This window comes from Arthrobacter woluwensis (assembly GCF_900105345.1).
GTDB lineage: Bacteria > Actinomycetota > Actinomycetes > Actinomycetales > Micrococcaceae > Arthrobacter_E > Arthrobacter_E woluwensis.
Window position 1 is genome coordinate 1,792,736 of record NZ_FNSN01000003.1, and the last position, 20,859, is coordinate 1,813,594.

A 20,859-nucleotide genomic window follows, 5' to 3' on the forward strand; every position below is an offset into this window, starting at 1 on the left:
CGGTACATTTTATCCCAGTACCCTCTTCCCAGCCGATCCTGAGAACACTCGGATAGCCTCGGTGGGGGTGCGGTGGCCTCAGGGTCCCGCTTCCGCCCGGGTGCCACGCGGTCGCCGGGCCGGGCACGTGCCTTCCATCACGTGCCACAGATTCAGAGTGTCGGAAGGAACCAGGACTGCAGATGAGTGCGCCGAAGCCCGCTGGGGGTGGGGTCGAGGTGGCGTTGCGCCAGGGACTGCTGGGTTCGGTCCTGATGACCCTGGGTTCCGTGGGCGTCGGATGGCTGGCCGGCACCAGCAGCGTCCTGATCCGCACCTGGCCGTTCATCGTCGCGCGCACCACGCTGCCCGCCGTCGTCGTGTGCACGATCCTGCTCTGTGCCGGCGCCGTTCTGCTCCTGCGCGCCTGGCTGCGGCTCGGCCAGAAGGTCGGGGAGTGGACGCCCGAGACGCGGCCGCTGCTGAAGAAAGCGCTCTGGTACTGGGTGACCCCGATGGTCTTCGCGGTGCCGCTGTTCAGCCGGGACATGTACGCGTACATCGGGCAGGGCCGCCTCATGCTGGAGGGCCTCGATCCGTACACCAACGGGATCTCCTCGCTGAGCAACTACTTCAGCCTGGGCCCCGACACGCTCTGGACCGAAGCGCCGACGCCGTACGGTCCGTTGTGGCTGTGGATCGAATTCGGCACCGTGCTCGTGTCCGGCGGGATCCCCGAACCGGCGCTGTTCCTCTTCCGGCTCGCCGGGGTGCTCGGCGTGGTCCTGCTGTACATCTACCTGCCACGCATCGCCTCGCTGGTCGGTCTCAACCCGGAGCGCACGCTCTGGCTCGTGGTGCTGAACCCGGTGCTCCTGATCAACTTCGTCGCGAGCGGTCACAACGACTCCCTCATGATGGGGCTGGTCGTGGCCGGTCTCTACTACGCCGCGACCCGGCGGGCCGTGCGCGGAGTCATCCTGATCACCGCGTCGATCGCCATCAAACCCATCACCATCCTGGCCCTGCCCTTCGCGGGTCTCCTGTGGGCCGGGCGTGATGCGCGCTGGCCGCGCCGCCTGCTCTGTTGGGCCGCGACGGCGGGCATCTCCCTGGGCCTGCTGGCGGTGGTCGGGTATCTGAACGGGCTGGGCTTCGGCTGGCTGGGCGCCCTCCAGACGCCGGGCGCGGTCTGGATCTGGTTCGCGCCGGTGGGACTGGTCGGCCACGCCGTCGGCTTCGCGGTGCAGCTGCTCGGGGGATCGGGCGACCCCGTCACCGACGTCATCCTCACCATCGGCAAGGTGCTGTCCGTCCTGGTGGTCCTCTGGCTCGTGTTCCGCTGGCCCCGGAAGGACCAGGACTTCACCCGGGAGATCCTGCGGAACAACGCCTGGGCCTTCGCCGCGGTGGTGGTCCTCGCCCCGGTGATCCAGCCCTGGTACATGGTGTGGCTGCTGGTCTTCTTCGGCATGACCGGGATCGCGGAGGGCTGGCAGCTGCGCCTGGTCTACTACCTGACGGTGTTCTTCGTGCTGATCGCCCTGACCGACCAGCTGAGCGTGTTCGGCTGGATCCCGTTCGGCATGCCGGTGGCCCGGGGGGTCGCGATCGTGGTCGGCGTGGCGCTGGTGCTGCACTTGATCTACGCCGACCGGAAGACCCATCACCTGTTCAACGCCCCGCGTCTGCGGAAGCGCAAAGCAAGCTGACCTACTGGCGACCGGATTCAGCGACCGGGCGCGGTGTCCACGGGATCCGTGGACTGGAGCTTGCGTGAGTCCGGGACGAGTGCCCAGGTGAGCGTGGCCGCGGCGAGTAGCGCGGCGGTGACGGAGAACGCCCAGCCGAAGCCCGCGGCGTCGAGCAGCGCTCCCGCGATGAGCGGACCGAGCACACCGCCCAGGTCACTCGCCATCGAATAGGCCGCCACCACGTTGCCGCCGCGGCGCTGCGCCAGGACATCCGCGAGCACGGCCTGCTGCGCCGGATTGACCAGGGCGGACCCCATCCCCGCGATCACCATGAGGGCCAGGGTGGCCCAGAGGATCGGCGCCGCCGGCACCAGCAGATAGACCGCGGTCATGAGCAGGAGCCCGGAGACGAGCAACGGCTTGCGGCCCATGGTGTCGCCCCAGCGCCCGGCCGGGAAGATGAGCGCCGCATTGCCTGCCGCATAAGCGGCCAGGACCCAGGCCGCCGTCGCCGGGTCGCCGTGCAGACCGACGACGACGAAGATCGGGATCACGGACACGCGCACCCCGAAGGACGTCCAGCCGAAGGCGAACACGGAGAGGAGCAGGGCGCGGTACTGGGGGATGACCAGCGCGGTGCGGAACGCCACCGGCGCCTCGGTCCCGGGCCGGGGCACGTTCCGTGCCGCGTGGCTCGAACCGCGGAGGGCGATCGCCACCACCGTGGCCGCCGCCAGCAGGGTGAAGAAGTAGAACACGAACGGCGCGCGCAGCCCGAAGGCCGTGACGATGCCGCCGAACACGGGCCCCAGCAGGCCGCCCAGCAGGAATCCGGCGGCGTTCAGGCTCGCGACCCGGGCCCGCGCGTCGGGCGGGCTCACCTTGATGAGCAGGGCGGTCGCGGCGATCGTGAACAGGGCCGAGCCGATGCCGCCCGCCCCGCGGAGCACGAGGAACTGGGCGTAGTCCACGGCGAGGGCCGAAGCACCCGTGGACAGTGCGACGATCAGGATGCCCGTGATGTAGGTGCGGCGTTCGCCGAAGCGGTCGATCACCCGGCCGGCCACGGGGGCGGAGACCACCCGCATGAGAGCGAAGGCGCTGACGATGGCGGACGCTGCGAAATTCGAGACCCCGAACTCCAGCGCGAACTGGGGGATGACCGGCGCCACCACCCCGTAGCCGAGGGCCACCGTGAATCCGCCGGCCACGAGGGCCCAGACTTCGAAGGGCAGCCGGGTCTTCCGCGGTTCGGGGGTGTTCAGCACCAGTCGATCTTAGCCGGGCAGTCCGTCACGAGGAGTTCAGCGCGGCCCTGCCCGAGGGCGTTCAGGCCGGCTTCTGCACCCAGCCGGTGGTTGCGCGGCGGGAGCGGGCAACCCACAGCGTGATCCCTCCCAGCAGGAGCGTGGCGAAGACCAGGACCCAGCGGCCCTGCCCGGATTCGATGAGCAGCACACCGGCCAGGCCGCCTGCGAACATCGCGAGCACCGAGAGGAGCCTCCTGCCGATCCGGCTGTCCCTGCCGCCCGCGATCCTGCTGTCCGCACCCATGCCGGTGAGCGTCATGGTCAGCACCGTCGTGGTGAGGTCCGGGACGCCGAGACCGCGCGCCGTCGCGTTCTGGAGGCCCATGGCGACCCCGAGGATGATGATCAGCACCGCCAGGAGCGCACCGTCATAGGAATCCCGAGGGGACGCCACCGGCGCCACCCAGGTCAGGATCACGGCGACGGCGAGCAGCGCGGTCTGGGTGGCGGCCCCCGCGAACAGATGGCGGCCGCGATGTCCGCCGGACGCCGCACCGATCCTCCCTCCGAGCAGTGCTCCGAGCAGGAAGGTGACCACCGCGAGGAGCGATGCCCACCAGAGGAAGCCCGGAGCGCCGCCCAGGGCGAACGACAGGAACACGACGTTGCCGGTCATGTTCGCCACGAAGACCCGGCCCAGTTCGAGGTAGCTGAACGCGTCGACCAGGCCCGTGACGATCGTCAGGAGCACCAGCATCGGGGCGAGCGGGCCGTGGGGGTCGTCCGGCCGGGGCCGGACCGTGTGCCACGCGTCGCGCCAGAGAGTGCTCATGAGGGCTCCTGTTCCTTCAGCTCGTTCCTTCGGCTCGGCCGGTCCGGGTCACTCGACTCACTCGACGGTGACGGACTTCGCGAGGTTCCTCGGCTTGTCCACATCATGACCCAGAAGGACCGCCACCTGGTAAGCGAGCAGCTGCGTCGGGATGGTGAGGAGGATCGGGTCCAGCTCCGGCTCGTTCTTCGGGACCACGATCGTCTGCGCCTTCAGGTGCCCGAGCTCGACGGAGTCGTGGGTGATGGCCACGAGCGGTCCCTTGCGGGCGAGCACCTGCTCGGCCGCGGCGACGTTGCGGTCGGTCAGCATGTCATCCGGGACCACCGCGATGGTGGGCACCTGCTCGTCGATCAGGGCCAGCGGGCCGTGCTTGAGCTCGCTCGTCTGGTACGCCTCCGCGTGGATGTAGCTGATCTCCTTGAGCTTCTGTGCGCCCTCCCGCGCGACCGGGAAGCCGCGCACCCGGCCGATGTAGAACACACTGCGCGCCTTCGCGATCTCCTCGGCGAGCGCGGTCACCTGGCCGGCGTCGTCGAGGATCGCCTTCACCTGCTCCGGAATGCGCTGCAGGCCGCGCAGGATGCGCTCGCCCTCGGCATGCGAGAGGTCGTGGAGGCGGCCCAGGTGCAGGGCGAGGAGGGCGAACGCGAGGGCCATGTTGGTGAGCGCCTTGGTGGACGCCACCGAGATCTCCGGACCGGCGTGCAGATAGATGCCGCCGTGCACGGTCCGGGCGATCGTCGAGCCGACCACGTTGACGACGCCGATCACGCGCCCGCCCTTGCGCTTGATCTCCTCGACGGCGAACGCGGTGTCCGCCGTCTCGCCGCTCTGGCTCACGACAACGTACAGCGTGTCCGGTTCGATGATCGGCTGACGGTAACGGAACTCCGACGCCGCCTCGGCGTCCGCGGGGATGCGGGCCAGATCCTCGATCAGCTGGGCGCCCAGCTGGCCGACGTAGTAGGCGGAGCCGCAGCCCAGGATCTTCACCCGGCGGAAACCCCGCAGTTCCCGAGGATCCAGGCCGAGTCCGTCCAGGCGGGCGGTCGCGAAGCGCTCATCCAGACGTCCGCGCAGGACCATGGCCGCCGCGTCGGGCTGCTCGTGGATCTCCTTGAGCATGTAGTGCTGGTAACCGCTCAGTTCCAGGTCCTCGGCGGCGACGCTGATCTCCACGGGCTCCCTGCTCGTGGGGCTGTTGCCACGGTCGAAGGTCCTGAAGCCGGTGGCCGTGACGGTGGCGAGCTCGCCGTCCTCCAGGTGCACCACCTGGTTGGTGTGGCGGACGAGAGCGGCCACGTCGCTGGCCACGAGCATCTCCTTGTCCCCGATCCCGATGATGAGCGGGGAGCCGCTCCGGGCCAGGACGATGCGGTCCGGGTGCTGTTCGTCGAGCACGGCCAGCGCGTAGGTGCCGGTGATTTTGCCGAGGGCTTCGAGGACCGCCTCTTCGAGGGTCGCCGCGGTGGAACGGGCCACCAGATGCGCGATCACCTCCGTGTCGGTCTCGCTCGTGAACGTCACGCCGGCGTCCGTGAGCTGCGCTCGCAGACCCGCGGCATTGTCGATGATGCCGTTGTGGACCACGCTGATCCGGCCGTCCTGGCTCCGGTGCGGGTGCGCGTTCTCTTCGACGGCGGGTCCGTGGGTGGCCCAGCGGGTGTGGCCAATGCCCGCCTTACCGGCCAGCCGCTTGGGGAGCGCCGCCTCGAGCTGGCGCACGCGGCCGACCTGGCGGACCGTCGTCGTGCCCTTGCTGCCGACGACGGCGATGCCCGCCGAGTCGTAGCCGCGGTACTCGAGGCGGGTCAGGCCTTCGATGAGGATGGGCGCGGCGGGCTGGTGGCCGATGTATCCGACGATTCCGCACATGGGGGAGTCTCCTGGGGGTCGAGGGGGTGTAGTCGAGGTGGTGGGTGGCGAGCCTGGTGGTGCCGGCTCAGCCGTAGATCATGCGGCGCAGCTGCCGGACCGAGAGGTCGGGCGCCGCGAAGGGACGGTCCTTGAGTTCGGCCGCGATGAGTTCGAACGCTTGGGTGTTGCGGGTGCCGTGGACCTGCAGTTCCGCGTGACGGCGGCGGACGTAACTGTCGACGGTCTCGGAGTGCACCGCGAGGACGTCCTCGATCACCCGAGCCGCAACGGATTCGGGCAGGCCCGTGGAACCGGCGATCCGGCGGATGAGGTCGTGGTCAGGCATACAGGGAGTATTGCCCTCTTCGGGGTCGAGTGGCAAAAATCTGCCCGAATTCGGGCAGGAAACGACCATTGGTGGCACCAATCGCTCGTGTGAGGGGCCAGGGCCGAGAAGTTCTGGCGGGAGTGTGCGGAACGCGAGATGCCCGGGCCTCCGGTGAAAGGAGGCCCGGGCATCCGGGCTGGGTGCCCCTGGAGGGAGTCGAACCCCCGACCGTCGGATTAGAAGGCCGCTGCTCTATCCACTGAGCTACAGGGGCCGGTCCGGGTAACCCCGGCGGCCCATCGAGTCTACCCCGAAGTTGTGGAGGGCCTGTTGCGTGAGGTGTCCACATACGGGGAAGCGCCGGTCCGGAGCGGGCCGCACTGGCCCAGGCTGGAGTCATCGATTCAGCACGAGAAAGGAACGACCATGGCAGACATCATCACGGTGCGGGGCTTAGTGGCCGGGGACGTCCGGCCCGGGACCACCAACGGCGGCGTCAACACGGCGAACTTCCGTCTGGGCTCCACGGACCGGCATTACGACAGGGCCACGCAGCAGTGGGTGGACGGGGACACCAACTGGTTCACAGTTCAGGCCTATCGCCAGTTGGCGGGGAACATCGCGGGCAGCGTCAAGAAGGGCCAGCGCGTGGTGGTCATGGGCCGCCTCAAGCTCCGTCAGTGGGAACGGGATGGGAGGGTCTACAACGTCGCCCAGATCGACGCGGAGAGCATCGGCCACGACCTCAGTTGGGGGACGGCGAACTATCAGAGGAGCGTCGCGCAGCAGCCTGCGAACCGTGAACCCGAGGCCGGAACTCCCGGGGCCGGGACTCAGGCGGCACGTGAGGAGGTGGTCCTGGTCGAAGGGCAGCGCGTGGACCCGGAAACCGGCGAGTTCCTCGACGACCGGCAGGCTGACACGCCAAGCGGCGGGGACGACGAGGGGCGGGCGGGAGGTCAGCTCGGCGTGGTGCGTGATGTCGAGGAGACCGACCGCTACCCCGAGGCGGCCTGAGCGCCCTGGCAATGAGGTATCCGGGGCGGCGGAGGCGCGATCCCGGCATCTTGACGGGGTGGCATGGCACAATAACGCCTGATGAAGCCCTCCGCCGCCGCCCCGCATTCCTCCTTCCGCGAGCCCGTACTCCACCGTGCGTGGTCCGAGTCCGACGTGCAGCGCGGCGGTCATTCCCGCCGCCTCCTGGCGGCCGGAGCCGTGAGCCTGGGTCTCCTCCTGAGCGCCTGCAGTTCCCCGGCCCCGGCGCCGGTGGAGCCGGGGTCCCCGGCGACGACGGCGGGTGCGGGCTCCGGCGCCACGCCGAACCCTGCTGAACAAGCGCGGCAGAAGGTGGAGGCTTCGGTGGAGAAGAGCCTCAAGGGGGTCTCCAAGCCGTCCACGGACGCGGTCCGCAAGGCGATGCAGGCGGCGGTGGGCCCGGGAGTGACGGTGGAGGTCAGCAACTCGGTCACTCCGACCGGGCTGGAGGCCGATGCCGTGGTCGCCGCTGCCGTGGTGGTTCCCAAGAACTGCGTGTTCGTCTATCTCCGTGAGGGGACCGTCAGCAGCAAAACGCTGCCGACGCTGAGCAACGGCAAGTGCTTCATCGGAGATCAGGGCGCTCCCCGGGCCGGGTCCTGAGCACCGCAGGCGACGCGGCAGACGCGGTGGTCCACCGGGTGAGAGCCGCCCGGACCGCGGAGCCGGTGCGGGGCGGTCCGGAGAACGAATAGGACTTCGGTGCGCCCACGCACTAGATTTAAGGTCATGGCGGAATTCATTTACACGATGACCAAGGCTCGCAAGGCCGTTGGTGACAAGGTCATTCTCGATGACGTCAGCATGTCGTTCTTCCCCGGTGCCAAAATCGGTGTCGTGGGCCCGAACGGTGCTGGTAAGTCGACCATCCTCAAGATCATGGCCGGACTGGACACCCCCTCCAACGGTGAGGCCCGGCTCAGCCCCGGTTATACCGTGGGCATCCTTCTCCAGGAGCCTCCTCTGAACGAGGAGAAGACCGTTCTGGGCAACGTCCAGGAAGGTGCCGCTGAGATCTACTCCAAGGTCCAGCGCTTCAACGAGATCTCCGAAGAGATGGCCAATCCCGATGCGGATTACGACGCCCTCCTCGAAGAGATGGGCAAGCTGCAGGAGGCCATCGACGCCGCCAACGCCTGGGACCTGGACTCCCAGCTGGAGCAGGCCATGGACGCGCTGCGCTGCCCGCCGGGTGACGCCGACGTGACCGTCCTCTCCGGTGGTGAGCGCCGCCGTGTCGCGCTCTGCAAGCTCCTGCTGCAGAAGCCCGACCTCCTCCTGCTCGATGAGCCCACCAACCACCTGGACGCCGAGAGCGTGCTGTGGCTGGAACAGCACCTCAGCAACTACGAAGGCGCCGTCCTCGCGGTCACCCACGATCGCTACTTCCTGGACCACGTCGCCCAGTGGATCTGTGAAGTCGACCGCGGACGTCTCTACCCGTACGAGGGCAACTACTCCACGTACCTGGAGAAGAAGCGCGCCCGTCTGGAAGTCCAGGGCAAGAAGGACGCCAAGATGGCCAAGCGCCTGGCCGAGGAACTGGACTGGGTCCGCTCCAACGCCAAGGGCCGCCAGACCAAGTCCAAGGCCCGTCTCGCCCGCTACGAGGAGATGGCAGCCGAGGCCGAGCGCACCCGCAAGCTCGACTTCGAAGAGATCCAGATCCCGCCGGGACCGCGCCTGGGCAACCTGGTCATCGAGGCCGAGAACCTGCGCAAGGGCTTCGACGACCGCGTCCTGATCGACGGCCTGACGTTCTCCCTGCCCCGCAACGGCATCGTCGGTGTCATCGGCCCCAACGGTGTCGGCAAGTCCACGCTCTTCAAGACCATCGTCGGCCTGGAGCCCCTGGACGGCGGCGAGCTCAAGATCGGTGACACGGTCAAGATCTCCTACGTCGACCAGAGCCGTGGCGGCATCGACCCGGAGAAGACCCTCTTCGAGGTCGTCTCCGACGGTCTGGACTTCATCCAGGTAGGCCAGGTCGAGATGCCGTCCCGCGCCTACGTGGCTGCCTTCGGCTTCAAGGGCCCGGACCAGCAGAAGAAGGCCGGCGTGCTGTCCGGCGGTGAGCGCAACCGCCTGAACCTGGCGCTCACCCTCAAGCAGGGTGGCAACGTCCTGCTCCTCGATGAGCCCACCAACGACCTCGATGTCGAGACCCTCAGCAGCCTCGAGAACGCGCTGCTGGAGTTCCCCGGCTGCGCCGTCGTCGTCAGCCACGACCGCTGGTTCCTGGACCGAGTGGCCACGCACATCCTGGCCTACGAGGGCACCGAGGAAGACCCGGCCAACTGGTACTGGTTCGAAGGCAACTTCGAGTCCTACGAGGCCAACAAGGTCGACCGTCTGGGCGCCGAAGCGGCGCGTCCGCATCGCGTGACGCACCGCCGCCTGACCCGCGACTGATCGGGACAGACCTGGCGGGTCGGCTGGCCGGTTGACCTGACCAGAGCACAGCGCGGCTGACCAAGAGACAGCGCAACGGCGAGGGCCGACGACCGCGGGAGACCGCCGTCGTCGGCCCTCGCCGTTTCCGGGTCAAGACCGGGGAGGACGAGTACTGCGCCCTACAGCTCGGGGACGCGGACCATGCCCTCCTGGGCGACGGAGGCCACGAGGACACCGTTCCGGTCGTAGATCCGGCCCTGCGCGAGCCCGCGGGAGTTTTGTGCGCTGGGGGAGTCCTGCACGTAGAGAAGCCATTCGTCGGCGCGGACCGGTCGGTGCCACCACATGGCGTGGTCCAGGCTGGCGACGCTCATCCCGGGATTGCTCCAGGCCAGGGAATGCCTGCGCAGGATCGACTCCAGCAGCGTGTAGTCACTCGCATAGGCGAGGGCGGCGCGGTGCAGCGCGGGGTCGTCAGGCAGGGTGTCGAAGGTCTTCATCCATACGGCGTTCCGAGCGCCGGCCTGCGGATCGGCGCTCAGGTAGAGCGGAGCATCGATGTGCCGGATGTCGAACGCCCGCTCGAAGGCCCAATACCGGGCCACCGGATGGTCGATCCCGGCGAGCAGCTCGGCGGTGGATGGGAGGGACTCCGGGTCCGGCATGCCCTCGGGCATCGGCTGGAAGTGGTCCACGCCCTCGTCCTCCGTCTGGAAGGACGCGATCATCGACAGGATCGGCACGCCGCCTTGGTAAGCATGCACGCGGCGCGCGGAGAAGGAGCGGCCGTCCCGCAGGCGCTGAACTCCGAACGTGATGGGCTCCTGCGAATCACCGGCCCGGAGGAAGTACCCGTGCATCGAGTGGACGGCTCGTTCCGGATCGACCGTGCGGCCGGCGGCCATGAGGGACTGCGCCAGGACCTGCCCGCCGAACACGCGGCTGCGAGGCTGCTCGTGCACCGGCCCGACGAAGATGTCCTCGTCCGTCCTGATGCCGTTGAAGTCATCCAGTTCCAGCAGTTTCAGCAGTTCCTGAGTGGCCTTCCGGCCGGTCTCCTGAGGGTCCGGAACGGCAGGGGTCGGACGATCATGCGCGGCAGTCATGGAGCTGACTTTACTCAGTGTCTTCCAGCCGGCTCAACCGAGAGTCTGGTGACATTCGGGCGGTCATCGCCCGGGCTTCGTCCGCGGTCGCCGCCGGTGCCGCACGAGGACCTGACCTGCCGGCCGATCTGGAAGAATCTCCCTCATGACAGAACGTCCCGGCCTGAGTTTCCCCGTCCAGATCCGCTTCGGCGACATCGACAGCTACGGCCACGTGAACAACGTGATCTACCTCAGCTACCTCGAGGATGCCCGTGTCCAGCTGATCCACCGGGCGCTGGGAGAGGATGCGGGGGCGGGCGCCGCGGAGGAGGACTCGTTCCACGATCTGGTGGGCGTGGAGAACTTCACCCTGGTGGCGCGGCATGAGATCGAATACGTCAAGCCGCTGCTCTTCCGCACCGATCCGGTGCACGTCAACATCTGGGTCACGGGTATCGGCGGGTCCAGTTTCGACTTCGGGTACGAGGTCGCGGAACCGGACGGCTCAGCCGTGTACGCGCTCGCCGCGTCGTCCATGGTCCTGGTCAACCGCGACAGCGGCGTGCCCGTCCGGCTGAGCCCGGCTCAGCGGCACGCGCTCGAACAGTGGAAAGGCGAGGCGGTGCCGTTCCGCCGTCGTCGCTGACCGGCAGTCCGGAGGGATTCGCAGCGGTGACGGCAGGACCCGGCGATTGAGGCATATGACACAGCGCGCCCCTCGGCGGCGCGGGCGCGAGTAAAGTCGATGAGGTGCAAGCACCCACCCTTTTCCGTCCGGAACAGCTCGATTTCAGCGACGCCCGGGACCTCGCCGACCTGAAGAACTTCGTGACGCGCGCCAAGTCGATCCAGGATTCGGGGATCCGGCTGCAAGCCGCGGGTCCGGTCCTCCTGGCGTCGGTCTGCGTGCTGCGTCCCGCGCTGCTGGGCGAGTCGACGCCGACCGTCCTGGGTCTCCGCACGGTCGCCCTGGCCGCTCCCGCGGAGCTCGATGTCACCGTCCCGCTCGCGGCGATCCTCGACCGGGTCGCGCGGCAGCCGGAGGCGTCCCACCTGGAGATCCCGCCGACCACGGTCCGTGAGTCGTGGGCCGGTGTCGGGGTGCCTCGGGGGCCGTGGGAGCCGGTGGCGACGGTGCCCGGCGCCGCCCTGAGGGACGTGGCAGAGGAAGGCATCCGCCGCGTGGCGGGCATCCTGCCGGACAGTCCGGGTGCGCTGATCGTCAACAACGCCCGCGCGAGCGTCTGGGGTGAGCCGTTCACGGCGCCGTGGACCGTGCAGCAGGGCGAGGCGGGGGAGTCCGCCGCCGGACTGCCGCGTGGCGCGGCCTTCGCGGCGCATGCGCTCGGTTTCCTGACCGACGACGCCGACGCCACCCTCTTCCGTCACGGCACCTGGTGGCGGCTGAGCACGCCCGCCGGCCACGTGCTGGTGCGGCGCCCCGCCAGCCTGCTCGGTTGATCCTTCCCGACAGGGTTCACCCGGTTCACGGATGCCTCTTACGAATGCAGGGGAGCGCCGCAGCGGTGATCCTTGCGGCTACCTGCACTTGTCCCTCACGCCTAGCCCCGCTGTGACTGTGGATGTGACGGCGCCCACACTAGCTTGACTACCGGTCTCAGCTCCACGCGCTCAGCCAAGCGTGTGGAGGTGGGCGCCGCGTCCGGGCAAGAGGTCCGGTGCTATTGGGCGAAAGGTACGTCAAACAATGAGTAGGACAAGGAACGATCGTTGGCGCCATATCGGCGTCTGCACAGTGGCGGCGCTGGGCGTCAGCATCTTGCTGGCACCCGGAGCAGAGGCATCGCTTCGAACGAAGCCTGAGCAAATGGTCACCAGCCAAGGCGAGAATGGCTTCACGGAGGGGCGATACATCGTGGTGCTCGCCGAGAAACCGGCGGCGAGCTATGACGGGGGATTGCCTGGACTTCCTGCGACCCGTCCCGCCAAAGGGCAGAAAATGGACGCCCGAAGCGCCGATGTTCAGCGGTACCGACATCATCTGCAGTCGGCGCAGAACCAGGTGGCCCACCGCGAGGGTATCGCCATTAAGAAGAGCTTCTCCACCGCTATCAATGCCTTTACGGCGCACTTGAGCGTCGAACAGGCGAGTCGGCTCGCCAAAGACCCCCAGGTCCTGTCCGTTGCTGCCGACGGGCAAGCCGCGCCTGCCTATTCGACCCTGGACTATTTGAAGGTCGACGGGCCGGACGGTCTCTGGCAGAAGCAGTTCCAAGGCGCAGCCGCCGCAGGCAAGGGCGTGGTGGTGGGCGTCATCGATTCGGGGTACACCCCGTCGAACCCCTTCTTCAGGGGCGAAGAAGTCAAAAGCCTGGGCGGCAAGACGCCGGTAGTGGGTGAGCCCTATCGGACCGACGAGGGTGAGATTCAGATGCTCAAGTCGGACGGTGGAACGTTTAGTGGTGACTGCCAAGCCGGTCAAGGATTCGCCGGGACCGAATGCAACTCGAAGGTGATTTCCGCCCGTTACTTTCCTGATGAATACCTGAACGATGTGCCGCCGGAACACCGTGCCCCTGAGGAGCTGTTGTCGCCTGTTGACGTTGGCGGGCACGGATCTCACACGGCTAGCACGGCGGCGGGGAATGCCGCTGTTCGAACCACTCTGGGCGGTCGGGACATGGGCGTGACCGGTGGAGTCGCGCCTGGAGCCAAACTCGCGATTTACAAGACGTGTTGGCAGGACGACGACCCGGACACCGGCGGGTGTTATTACTCTTCCGCGGTGGCCGCGATCGATCAGGCGATCCTCGACGGGGTGGACGTCCTCAACTATTCGATCAGTGGATTCACTGACACCACGAGTGATCCTGTCTCCCTGGCATTTCTATCGGCCGTCTCAGCAGGGATCTTCGTCTCGGCCGCTGGCAGCAACAATGGCCCCGGAGCGGGGACGATCGCTCACGGCGCACCCTGGCTGACCACCGTGGCCGCCAGCACGTTCACGGGACAGCTGCAAGGCACCGTGGAGTTTGCGGACGGCACGAAGTTTCGTGGTGCCAGCATCATGGCGCATAGCGTTCCAGACACCAAGATTCTCTTGGGGGCCGATGCCCCCTCGGGTTCCGGAAACGCGACGTATTGTGCCCCTGGGAGCTTAGCCCCAGATGTTGTGAAGGGAACGATCGTGGTGTGTGATCGGGGAGGCGACGTGGACCGGGTGGTCAAGAGCGCCGAGGTCAAAAGGGCTGGCGGCGCGGGAATGGTCCTGGTCAATCTCAGCGAGGGTACCGAGGATACGGATCAGCACGCGGTTCCGTCGGTCCACATCAACATCCCCGATAGTTTGGCGCTCAAACAAAAGGTCGAGAAGAATCCCGGAATCGAGGCTCGACTGGTCGACCACGACACCACGGGACTGCCAGTAGCTCCGCAGCCACAGATTGCGGGATTCTCCTCCCGCGGGCCTCTTCTGACGGCAGGGTCTGACCTCCTTAAGCCCGACCTCGCGGCCCCGGGAGTGAACGTTCTGGCAGCGATCTCGCCCATCGCCTCAGGTGGGGCCCAGTTCGGCATGATGTCGGGAACTTCCATGGCAGCCCCGCACGTGGCCGGATTTGCAGCACTGGCCCTGTCGAAACACCCTGACTGGTCTCCTGCCACGATCAAGTCGGCTCTCATGACTACTGCCACCGACATCAGAAATGCCGATGGCAGCCGGAATGGCGACTTGTTCGCCACTGGTTCGGGCGAAGTCAATCCTGCGGGTTATCTGGCGCCGGGTCTCGTCTATGACGCGGGTCAGGACGACTACTTGGGGTACCTGCAGGGGCAAGGCCTGAACTTGGGTATAGAGGGCTTGAAGAGCATCGCGGCGCGCGACATGAACGTTCCATCGTTTGCCGTCGGTTCGTTCGCGGGTTCCGTGGAGGTCACCCGCACGGTGACTGCGCTGACACCCGGCATCTTCCGGGCACGTGCAGACGTTCCCGGCATCAGGGTGACCATCTCTCCGAGTGTGCTGAACTTCGACGCTGCCGGGCAGAAGAAGAGTTTCAAGGTTCGCTTCGAGAGCACGGGCACAAACCTGGGGAAGTTCACGATGGGCCACATCGTGTGGGAAGGGGCGGGCCACAAAGTGACCTCACCGGTCGCCGTCCGCGCCGAGTCCCTTCAGGTGGCGTCAGAGCTGAATTTCAGTAGCGCCGACGGCGACGGACGGGCCTCTGTGCCCTTCACCGGCGGAGTTTCAGGAGCTGTCAAGGCGAGGATGGAAGGTCTCGCCAAGGCCGACGCCAGACCAGTCGAGTTGGTGCCAGGCCCTGTCGCCGAGCAACAGGACGCCTCCAATGCCGTCACGACGGTGACCGTAGCCCCGGGAGCTCCGCTCGCGAAGTTCGCCGTGGTGTCCTCCAGTAGTTCAGCGGACTTCGACCTGACGGTCCGTGGCCCGGATGGAAAGGAGCGCGTGGCGTCGACGTCGTCTGCCAGCGAGAGCATTGTCTGGCCGGATCCCGCGCCGGGGGAGTACACCGTCATGACGAACCTGTACGCCAGCCCCGATGGAGCGAAGACCAAGGCTTCGCTGGAAGCGACGGTGCTCGGCGTTGACGAGCATGTGGCGACCATCGAGCCTTCTCCGCTCGCGGTACGGACGGGCCAGAAATCCAGCTTCGACGTGAAATGGTCGGGTCTGGCCCCGGGCTCCTATCTTGGCCGGGTGTCCTACGACGGTTCCAGCCATCCCACCCTGGTCGATCTGAGGATTACCGACCCCGCGCAGGGATGAGGTGACCCTCCGTTTCCTGCGCCGTGCCGTAGTGAGGGCAACCCTCCCGGCCCGGCGCAGGGTAGGAGGCCAAACGGGTTCCGCAAGTACGGAATCCGATGCTGCGGCCCGGCCCTGGAACTCTGCGGCCTAACCCGGCGTGTTGACCAGCGAGTGGGCGGCGCGTTCCATGTAGTCCCAGAGCGTCGCCTCGTGCAGGGGCGGCAGCTCGAGGGCGTCCACGGCCGTGCGCATGTGCAGGAGCCAGCGGTCACGGGCCTCCGCCGTCACGGTGAAGGGGAAGTGCCGCATCCGCAGGCGGGGGTGACCGCGCTCCTGGCTGTAGGTGTTCGGCCCGCCCCAGTACTGCTCGAAGAACATCGTGAGCCGGTGCTTCGCGGGGCCGAGGTCCTCCTCGGGGTACATCGGCCGGAGCAGCTCGTCCTGGGCCACGCCCTCGTAGAACACGTCGACCAGCTTCACGAACGTCTCGTGACCGCCGATCAGCTCGTAGAAGCTGTCCGTGTAGGTGGGCTGCGAGAACGGGTCGTTGCGCATGAGCTGTGGACGCTCCTCGGGGTTGACCATGCGCTTACTGTCCTTCTTCCGTGCCGGAGGGGGTCTCTGCGGGGACGTAGTTGCCCTGCGAGCGGTTCCCCACCCTCATGATCTCACCATTGCGCAGGTACCAGATGGTGCCGTCGTCGCCCTCGACCTTGGTGATCCGCAGTCCTACGGCCTTCACGACGCCTTCGACCTCACTGGTCACGATCCGGTCCCCGATGCCGTACTGGTCCTCGAGGCTGATGAAGATGCCGGCGAGGTAGTCCCGGATGAGCTGCTGGGAGCCGAAGCCGATCGCGATGCCCACCACGCCGACGCTCGCCAGGAGCGGCGCGATGTCCACGCCGAACGCCTTGAGGACGTAGAACACGACGATCACGGAGATCACCACCGTGGTCACACTCGTCAGCAGGGAGCCGATCGTCTTGGCCCGCTGCTCGCGGCGCTGGCTCTCCAGGGCCTGCAGCGCCGGAGCCACCCAGCGGAAGCGCTCCTTCTTCAGGAACGTGATGCCCTGGGCGATCCGCTTGGTGACCTTGCGGATCAAGAAGGTCGCCAGCGCCCAGATCAGCACTCCGACCGCGATCACGATCGCCACTTCGAGAAAATCGACGGACGCTCCCGTCATCACGATCGCCGCCTGCTCACTGCTGCCTGTCTTGAATGCCACTCGGGTCCTTTCCTCGCCGTACGTGTCGATCTCTGCCGTGGGCGGAAGCCATGGCCCTCACCACCCTAGCGCCGTAGCCTGAACGCATGCGCATAGCGATCCTCGGTGGCACCGCATTCCTCTCGTCCGAACAGGCCCGCCAGGCCGTCGCCGCGGGCCACGAGGTCCACCTCGTCGCCCGAGGGGAGAGCGGAGCGGCCCCGGACGGCGCCCACTGGCACCGGGCCGACCGGGAGGCGGGAGCCGCCGCCCTGGACGGGCTCACGGGGGACTTCGACGCCGTCGTGGACGTGACACGCCAGCCGCACCATGCGGCTTGGGCGCTGGAAGCCCTGGCGGACCGAGCGGCGCACTGGACCCTGGTGTCGAGCTGCTCCGTCTACGCCGCGCATGACGTGCCGGAGGCCGACGAGACGGCGGACGTGCTCGATCCGCTCCCGGCCGGCGCGCCGATGGCCTCCATGGAGGAGTACGGTCCGGCGAAGGTCCGCTGCGAGCTGGAGGTCCTGGACGCCCTCTCGGAGCGCGCCCACATCAGCCGGCCCGGCCTCCTGGTGGGCCCAGGTGACCCGAGCGATCGGTTCGGCTACTGGCCCGCGCGCTTGTCCCGGGGAGGCCGCGTGCTGCTGCCCCGAGGAGAGCGCTCAAACGTGCAGTACCTGGACGTCCGGGATTACGCCGCCTTCCTGCTGACCGCCGCAGAACGGCGACTGGCGGGCACGTTCAATGCGGTCGGCGCGTCCCGGCCCTGGGTGGACGAGGTCGCCGAGTGGCTCCGTGTCTCAGGGTTCGACGGTGAACCGGCCGTCGCCGAGGACGCCTGGCTGGATGAGCAGGGAGTCGCTCCGTGGGCCGGTCCCGGGTCGTTGCCCGTCTGGCTTCCCGCCGGCTACGAGGGGTTCATGACGCGCACCGCCTCGGGAGCCGTCGCCTCCGGTCTGCGGCAGCGTCCGCTCGAAGAGACCTGGGCCGACACCCTCGAGTGGGAGCGGCGGCAGGGTCTCGACCGGGAGCGGAAGGCAGGGCTCAGCGGGGCCCGGGAGGCTGAGCTGCTGGGACTGCTGCGGTAGACGCGGCCGGTCTTTACCGGGTGTGCGTCCCGCCAGGGAGGGGATGAGCAGGCGGGCCGTCAGGCCTGGGCACTCGGTTCGTGATGCACCGGGAAGTTCACGCTGTTCGCGATGAAGCACAGGCGGTTGGCCTCGCGGTGCAGTTCGTCGGCGAGCTCGCGGTGCGCGGGATCCGCCACCGTGACCTCGGGGTGCAGGGTGACCTCCTCGAACTGGCCGCTGCCGTCGCGGTTCAGCCGCATCGTCCCCGTGGCGTGATCGCGGTACGCCGTGACGGTCACGCCATGCTGGACCGCCACGTGGAGGTACGACAGCATGTGGCACTGCGCCAGTGCGGTGAGCAGGAGCTGCTCGGGGTTGTACCGCTCGGCGTCGCCGTGGAAGGTCGGGTCCGCCGAGCCGGGCAGCGGCGGCAGCCCGGGCAGCTGGACGGTGTGATCCCGCGAGTAGGCACGGTAGGAACTCGTGCCCGTCCCGAGGTTCCCGGTCCAGTCCACGGTCACGTCGTAATGATGCAGGTCGATGGCCATGTGCTCAGCCTAATGCCGCGCTGGGCGAGCCGTGCTTGCCCAGGCCGTTCGGACTGTCCGGATGAGGACGGCGGGGACGACGACGGCGGGCGGCCCACTCGCGTGAGTGGCCCACCCGCCGTCGTCGGGGCTGCTGTGGCGGCTCCGCCGCTCAGGTCACCGCCGGGATCAGACGTCCGCGGCCTGTGCCCGGAGTGCGCGCTCCACGGCGTCCCGGTTCTCCAGAAGAGTGCGTCGCAGCGCGGCGCTGTCCTCATCGAGGGTCTCCAGGAACGCGTTGGTGCGGTCCACCGTCTGCTGGGTCGTCTGGTAGGACGGGTACAGGCCGACGAGGATCTGCTGCGCGAGGGCCAGCGTGCGGCTCTTCACGATCCCGGGGACGGCCTCGAAGAACTTCTCCGCGTACGGAGCCAGGAGAGCCGCGTCATGCACGCGGGTGAAGCCCGACACCGCGGAACCCTGGATCGCGTTGGACAGCTTGCCGTCCACTACGATCTCCTGCCACGCCGCGGCCTTGGCCTCGGGAGTGGCGATGGCGGCCTTGGCCAGCGCCGCGGAGTTCTGGCCGTTCGCGGTGTTGTCGCGCTCCAGCTCGGCGTCGATCTCGGCCTGCGCGGCGCGTCCGCCGACCACGAGCGAGGTCAGCAGCTCCCAGCGGAGATCCTGCTCCACGGCGAGGCCGGGGATCTCCCGGGTGCCGTCGAGGATCTCGGCCACGCAGTCCAGCTGAGCCTGGCTGCGGGCGTGCAGCGCGAAGGCCTTGATGAACTGGAGCTGGCTGTCGCTGCCCGGCGCCGCGTTCTCGGCGAGCTCCAGGAGGGCGTCCGCCGCCTCGATGATGGCCTGCTCGCGGTGCTCCGGGGCCACGTAGAAGTTCAGCGTGGTGGCCAGCTGGCGCAGCTGGATCAGCACCACGGACGAGTCCGTCTCGGCTCCGATGTTGTTCAGGAGCAGCTGCAGGTACTGACGGGCCGGCACCTCGGCGTCCCGGGCGGCGTCCCAGGCGGAGGCCCACACGAGGGTGCGGGGGAGGGACTCGGCGAACGCGGAGAGGTGTTCCTGCGCATAGCTCCAGGACGCCGGGTCGAGCCGGACCTTGGTGTACGCGAGGTCGTCGTCGTTGATCAGGATGAGTCCGTCGTGCGGCGTGCCCACCAGCTCCGGGACCTCGGTGCGCTCGCCGTCGACGTCCAGTTCCAGACGGCGCGTGCGCACCAGCCGGCCTTCGGCGTCCAGCGAGTACAGGCCGATGGCCAGGCGGTGCGGACGGAGGGTCGGGTGATCCTCGGGCGCGGTCTGCACCAGCGTGAAGGACGTGATGACGCCGGCCGCGTCGAGCTCCAGCTCGGGCTTGATGGTGTTCACGCCGGCGGTCTCCAGCCAGAGCTTGCCCCAGTCGCCCAGATCGCGCCCGCTGGCGGCTTCCAGCTCGACCAGCAGGTCGTTCAGGACCGTGTTCTTCCAGGCGTGCTTGGCGAAGTAGGCGCGCACGCCCGCCATGAACTCCTCCTGGCCCACCCAGGCCACGAGCTGACGGAGCACCGAGGCGCCCTTGGCGTAGGTGATGCCGTCGAAGTTGACCTCGACGTCCGCGAGGTCGTTGATCGCGGCGAAGATCGGGTGCGTGCTGGGCAACTGATCCTGGCGGTAGGCCCAGGACTTCTCCACCGAGGCGAACGTGGTCCAGGCGTTGGTGAAGGCGGTGTTCTCCACGGCCGCCAGGTGGGACATGTACTCGGCGAAGGACTCGTTGAGCCAGAGGTCGTTCCACCAGCGCATGGTGACCAGGTCACCGAACCACATGTGGGCGAGTTCGTGCAGCACGGTGATCGCGCGGCGCTCCACCTGGGCCTGGGGGACCTGTCCGCGGAAGACGTAGCCCTCCAGGATGGTCACGGCTCCGGCGTTCTCCATGGCGCCCGCGTTGAACTCGGGGACGAAGAGCTGGTCGTACTTCTCGAACGGGTACGGGATGCCGAACTGCTGTTCGAAGAACTCGAAGCCCTGGCGGGTCAGCTCGAAGATGTTGTCCGCGTCGAGGTACTGCATGAGGGACTTGCGGGCGAAGACGCCGAGCGGGATGGTCCGGCCCTCGGAGTTGACAAGTTCGCTGCGCACCGACTGGTACGGGCCGGCGATCAGGGCGGTGACGTAGGAGGAGAGCCGCGGTGTGGGGGTGAAGCTCCACAGCGAGCGGGCGCCACCGTCCTCGCCTGCGGGCTGTGGCACGGGGACCGGGGTGGGGGAGTTCGAGACCAGGTCCCAGTGGGCGGGAGCCGTCACGTTGAACGTGAAGGTCGCCTTGAGGTCAGGCTGCTCGAAGACGGCGAACATGCGGCGCGAATCCGGAACCTCGAACTGCGTGTAGAGGTACACCTCGCCGTCGACGGGATCCACGAAGCGGTGCAGACCCTCGCCGGTGTTCATGTAAGGGTTCTCGGCGACCACGGTGAGGACGTTCTCGGCGGCCAGGCCGTCGAGCTGGATCCGCACGCCGTCGGAGACCTGGGCAGGATCGAGATCCGCGCCGTTGAGGATCACCTGGGAGACCGAGTCGGTCACCGCGTCGATGAAGGTGGAGGCGCCGTCCTTGGCCGTGAAGCGCACCGTGGTGGTGCTGCCGAAGACCCGATCGCCCCTGGTGAGGTCCAGGTCCACCGTGTAGGAGTCAACAGAAAGGAGCGCTGAGCGCTCCTCGGCTTCCGCTCGGGTGAGATTCATTCCTGGCAAGTTCTGCGCCTTTCCCTGGGGCTGATGGTGAGGAGCGCCACCTTTGGCGCCACTTTGAAGCTAGTGTTTCACAACTATGCCCGCTGACCGCTCCTCTCCGCCA

The 20,859-nt window shown here is 67.9% G+C and carries 17 protein-coding genes and 1 tRNA gene; 8 read left to right on the plus strand and 10 right to left on the minus strand.

Going from position 1 to position 20,859, the window contains the following annotated elements; all coding sequences use genetic code 11:
* Positions 1-182: 182 nt before the first annotated feature.
* The gene (mptB, locus tag BLV63_RS08845; RefSeq protein ID WP_066210564.1) at positions 183-1,691 is read left to right on the plus strand and encodes a polyprenol phosphomannose-dependent alpha 1,6 mannosyltransferase MptB; all 1,509 of its coding nucleotides are present in this window, start codon (positions 183-185) and stop codon (positions 1,689-1,691) included.
* A gap of 17 nt (positions 1,692-1,708) precedes the next feature.
* On the opposite strand, the gene BLV63_RS08850 is transcribed toward mptB, so the two are convergent.
* The 5 genes from BLV63_RS08850 to BLV63_RS08870 form a co-directional block, all read right to left on the minus strand.
* Positions 1,709-2,941 (minus strand): MFS transporter, encoded by a 1,233-nt coding sequence (locus tag BLV63_RS08850; RefSeq protein WP_254780529.1) that lies wholly within the window; start codon positions 2,939-2,941, stop codon positions 1,709-1,711.
* 61 nt (positions 2,942-3,002) lie between these two features.
* Positions 3,003-3,755 (minus strand): YoaK family protein, encoded by a 753-nt coding sequence (locus tag BLV63_RS08855; protein ID WP_082723981.1) that lies wholly within the window; start codon positions 3,753-3,755, stop codon positions 3,003-3,005.
* A gap of 57 nt (positions 3,756-3,812) precedes the next feature.
* Positions 3,813-5,633 (minus strand): glutamine--fructose-6-phosphate transaminase (isomerizing), encoded by a 1,821-nt coding sequence (glmS, locus tag BLV63_RS08860; protein ID WP_066210562.1) that lies wholly within the window; start codon positions 5,631-5,633, stop codon positions 3,813-3,815.
* A gap of 67 nt (positions 5,634-5,700) precedes the next feature.
* A complete protein-coding gene (locus tag BLV63_RS08865; protein ID WP_066210560.1) occupies positions 5,701-5,961 on the minus strand; it encodes a hypothetical protein in 261 nt (86 codons plus the stop codon).
* 183 nt (positions 5,962-6,144) lie between these two features.
* Positions 6,145-6,217 (minus strand) — tRNA-Arg (locus tag BLV63_RS08870).
* A 152-nt stretch (positions 6,218-6,369) separates the two neighbouring features.
* On the opposite strand from BLV63_RS08870, the gene BLV63_RS08875 reads away from it, so the two are divergent.
* From BLV63_RS08875 to ettA, 3 genes are all read left to right on the plus strand, one after another.
* Complete coding sequence (locus BLV63_RS08875) at positions 6,370-6,960, plus strand: single-stranded DNA-binding protein (RefSeq protein ID WP_066210558.1); 591 nt, start codon at positions 6,370-6,372, stop codon at positions 6,958-6,960.
* Positions 6,961-7,041: 81 nt separating this feature from the next.
* Complete coding sequence (locus BLV63_RS18115; RefSeq protein WP_066210556.1) at positions 7,042-7,584, plus strand: DUF6993 domain-containing protein; 543 nt, start codon at positions 7,042-7,044, stop codon at positions 7,582-7,584.
* 126 nt (positions 7,585-7,710) lie between these two features.
* On the plus strand, positions 7,711-9,393 hold the full coding sequence (ettA, locus tag BLV63_RS08885) for an energy-dependent translational throttle protein EttA (protein WP_066210554.1): 1,683 nt from the start codon (positions 7,711-7,713) through the stop codon (positions 9,391-9,393).
* Between the two features lie 161 nt (positions 9,394-9,554).
* Here the strand turns inward: ettA and BLV63_RS08890 are convergent, their stop codons facing one another.
* Positions 9,555-10,481, minus strand: coding sequence for an acyl-CoA thioesterase (locus BLV63_RS08890; RefSeq protein ID WP_082723980.1), 927 nt, complete (start codon positions 10,479-10,481; stop codon positions 9,555-9,557).
* Positions 10,482-10,626: 145 nt separating this feature from the next.
* Between BLV63_RS08890 and BLV63_RS08895 the strand changes: the two genes are divergently transcribed.
* The 3 genes from BLV63_RS08895 (at position 10,627) to BLV63_RS08905 (ending at position 15,213) form a co-directional block, all read left to right on the plus strand.
* Positions 10,627-11,109: an acyl-CoA thioesterase gene (locus BLV63_RS08895; protein ID WP_066210553.1), complete on the plus strand. Its 483-nt coding sequence runs from the start codon at positions 10,627-10,629 to the stop codon at positions 11,107-11,109.
* Between the two features lie 104 nt (positions 11,110-11,213).
* A complete protein-coding gene (locus tag BLV63_RS08900; protein WP_066210550.1) occupies positions 11,214-11,924 on the plus strand; it encodes a DUF8185 domain-containing protein in 711 nt (236 codons plus the stop codon).
* A 367-nt stretch (positions 11,925-12,291) separates the two neighbouring features.
* Positions 12,292-15,213 (plus strand): S8 family peptidase, encoded by a 2,922-nt coding sequence (locus tag BLV63_RS08905; RefSeq protein WP_254780531.1) that lies wholly within the window; start codon positions 12,292-12,294, stop codon positions 15,211-15,213.
* Between the two features lie 129 nt (positions 15,214-15,342).
* On the opposite strand, the gene BLV63_RS08910 is transcribed toward BLV63_RS08905, so the two are convergent.
* Both BLV63_RS08910 and BLV63_RS08915 read right to left on the minus strand, forming a co-directional pair.
* Positions 15,343-15,780, minus strand: a complete 438-nt coding sequence (locus tag BLV63_RS08910) for a globin (protein ID WP_066210547.1) — start codon at positions 15,778-15,780, stop codon at positions 15,343-15,345.
* 4 nt (positions 15,781-15,784) lie between these two features.
* The gene (locus tag BLV63_RS08915) at positions 15,785-16,384 is read right to left on the minus strand and encodes a mechanosensitive ion channel family protein (RefSeq protein ID WP_066211865.1); all 600 of its coding nucleotides are present in this window, start codon (positions 16,382-16,384) and stop codon (positions 15,785-15,787) included.
* A gap of 128 nt (positions 16,385-16,512) precedes the next feature.
* On the opposite strand from BLV63_RS08915, the gene BLV63_RS08920 reads away from it, so the two are divergent.
* Positions 16,513-17,496: an NAD-dependent epimerase/dehydratase family protein gene (locus BLV63_RS08920; protein WP_066210546.1), complete on the plus strand. Its 984-nt coding sequence runs from the start codon at positions 16,513-16,515 to the stop codon at positions 17,494-17,496.
* 59 nt (positions 17,497-17,555) lie between these two features.
* On the opposite strand, the gene BLV63_RS08925 is transcribed toward BLV63_RS08920, so the two are convergent.
* Positions 17,556-18,026, minus strand: a complete 471-nt coding sequence (locus tag BLV63_RS08925; protein ID WP_066210544.1) for an OsmC family protein — start codon at positions 18,024-18,026, stop codon at positions 17,556-17,558.
* A 168-nt stretch (positions 18,027-18,194) separates the two neighbouring features.
* Complete coding sequence (gene pepN, locus BLV63_RS08930; RefSeq protein ID WP_066210542.1) at positions 18,195-20,747, minus strand: aminopeptidase N; 2,553 nt, start codon at positions 20,745-20,747, stop codon at positions 18,195-18,197.
* Between the last annotated feature and the right edge of the window lie 112 nt (positions 20,748-20,859).

Coding starts and splice junctions, on each gene's coding strand:
- BLV63_RS08910 (WP_066210547.1), bottom strand. CDS start 15,780: ATGGTCAACCCCGAGGAGCGTCCACAGCTCATGCGCAACGACCCGTTC.
- BLV63_RS08855 (WP_082723981.1), bottom strand. CDS start 3,755: ATGAGCACTCTCTGGCGCGACGCGTGGCACACGGTCCGGCCCCGGCCG.
- BLV63_RS08890 (WP_082723980.1), bottom strand. CDS start 10,481: ATGACTGCCGCGCATGATCGTCCGACCCCTGCCGTTCCGGACCCTCAG.
- BLV63_RS08925 (WP_066210544.1), bottom strand. CDS start 18,026: ATGGCCATCGACCTGCATCATTACGACGTGACCGTGGACTGGACCGGG.
- mptB (WP_066210564.1), top strand. CDS start 183: ATGAGTGCGCCGAAGCCCGCTGGGGGTGGGGTCGAGGTGGCGTTGCGC.
- glmS (WP_066210562.1), bottom strand. CDS start 5,633: ATGTGCGGAATCGTCGGATACATCGGCCACCAGCCCGCCGCGCCCATC.
- pepN (WP_066210542.1), bottom strand. CDS start 20,747: ATGAATCTCACCCGAGCGGAAGCCGAGGAGCGCTCAGCGCTCCTTTCT.
- BLV63_RS08915 (WP_066211865.1), bottom strand. CDS start 16,384: ATGACGGGAGCGTCCGTCGATTTTCTCGAAGTGGCGATCGTGATCGCG.
- BLV63_RS08895 (WP_066210553.1), top strand. CDS start 10,627: ATGACAGAACGTCCCGGCCTGAGTTTCCCCGTCCAGATCCGCTTCGGC.
- ettA (WP_066210554.1), top strand. CDS start 7,711: ATGGCGGAATTCATTTACACGATGACCAAGGCTCGCAAGGCCGTTGGT.
- BLV63_RS08905 (WP_254780531.1), top strand. CDS start 12,292: ATGGTCACCAGCCAAGGCGAGAATGGCTTCACGGAGGGGCGATACATC.
- BLV63_RS08865 (WP_066210560.1), bottom strand. CDS start 5,961: ATGCCTGACCACGACCTCATCCGCCGGATCGCCGGTTCCACGGGCCTG.
- BLV63_RS08875 (WP_066210558.1), top strand. CDS start 6,370: ATGGCAGACATCATCACGGTGCGGGGCTTAGTGGCCGGGGACGTCCGG.
- BLV63_RS18115 (WP_066210556.1), top strand. CDS start 7,042: ATGAAGCCCTCCGCCGCCGCCCCGCATTCCTCCTTCCGCGAGCCCGTA.
- BLV63_RS08920 (WP_066210546.1), top strand. CDS start 16,513: ATGCGCATAGCGATCCTCGGTGGCACCGCATTCCTCTCGTCCGAACAG.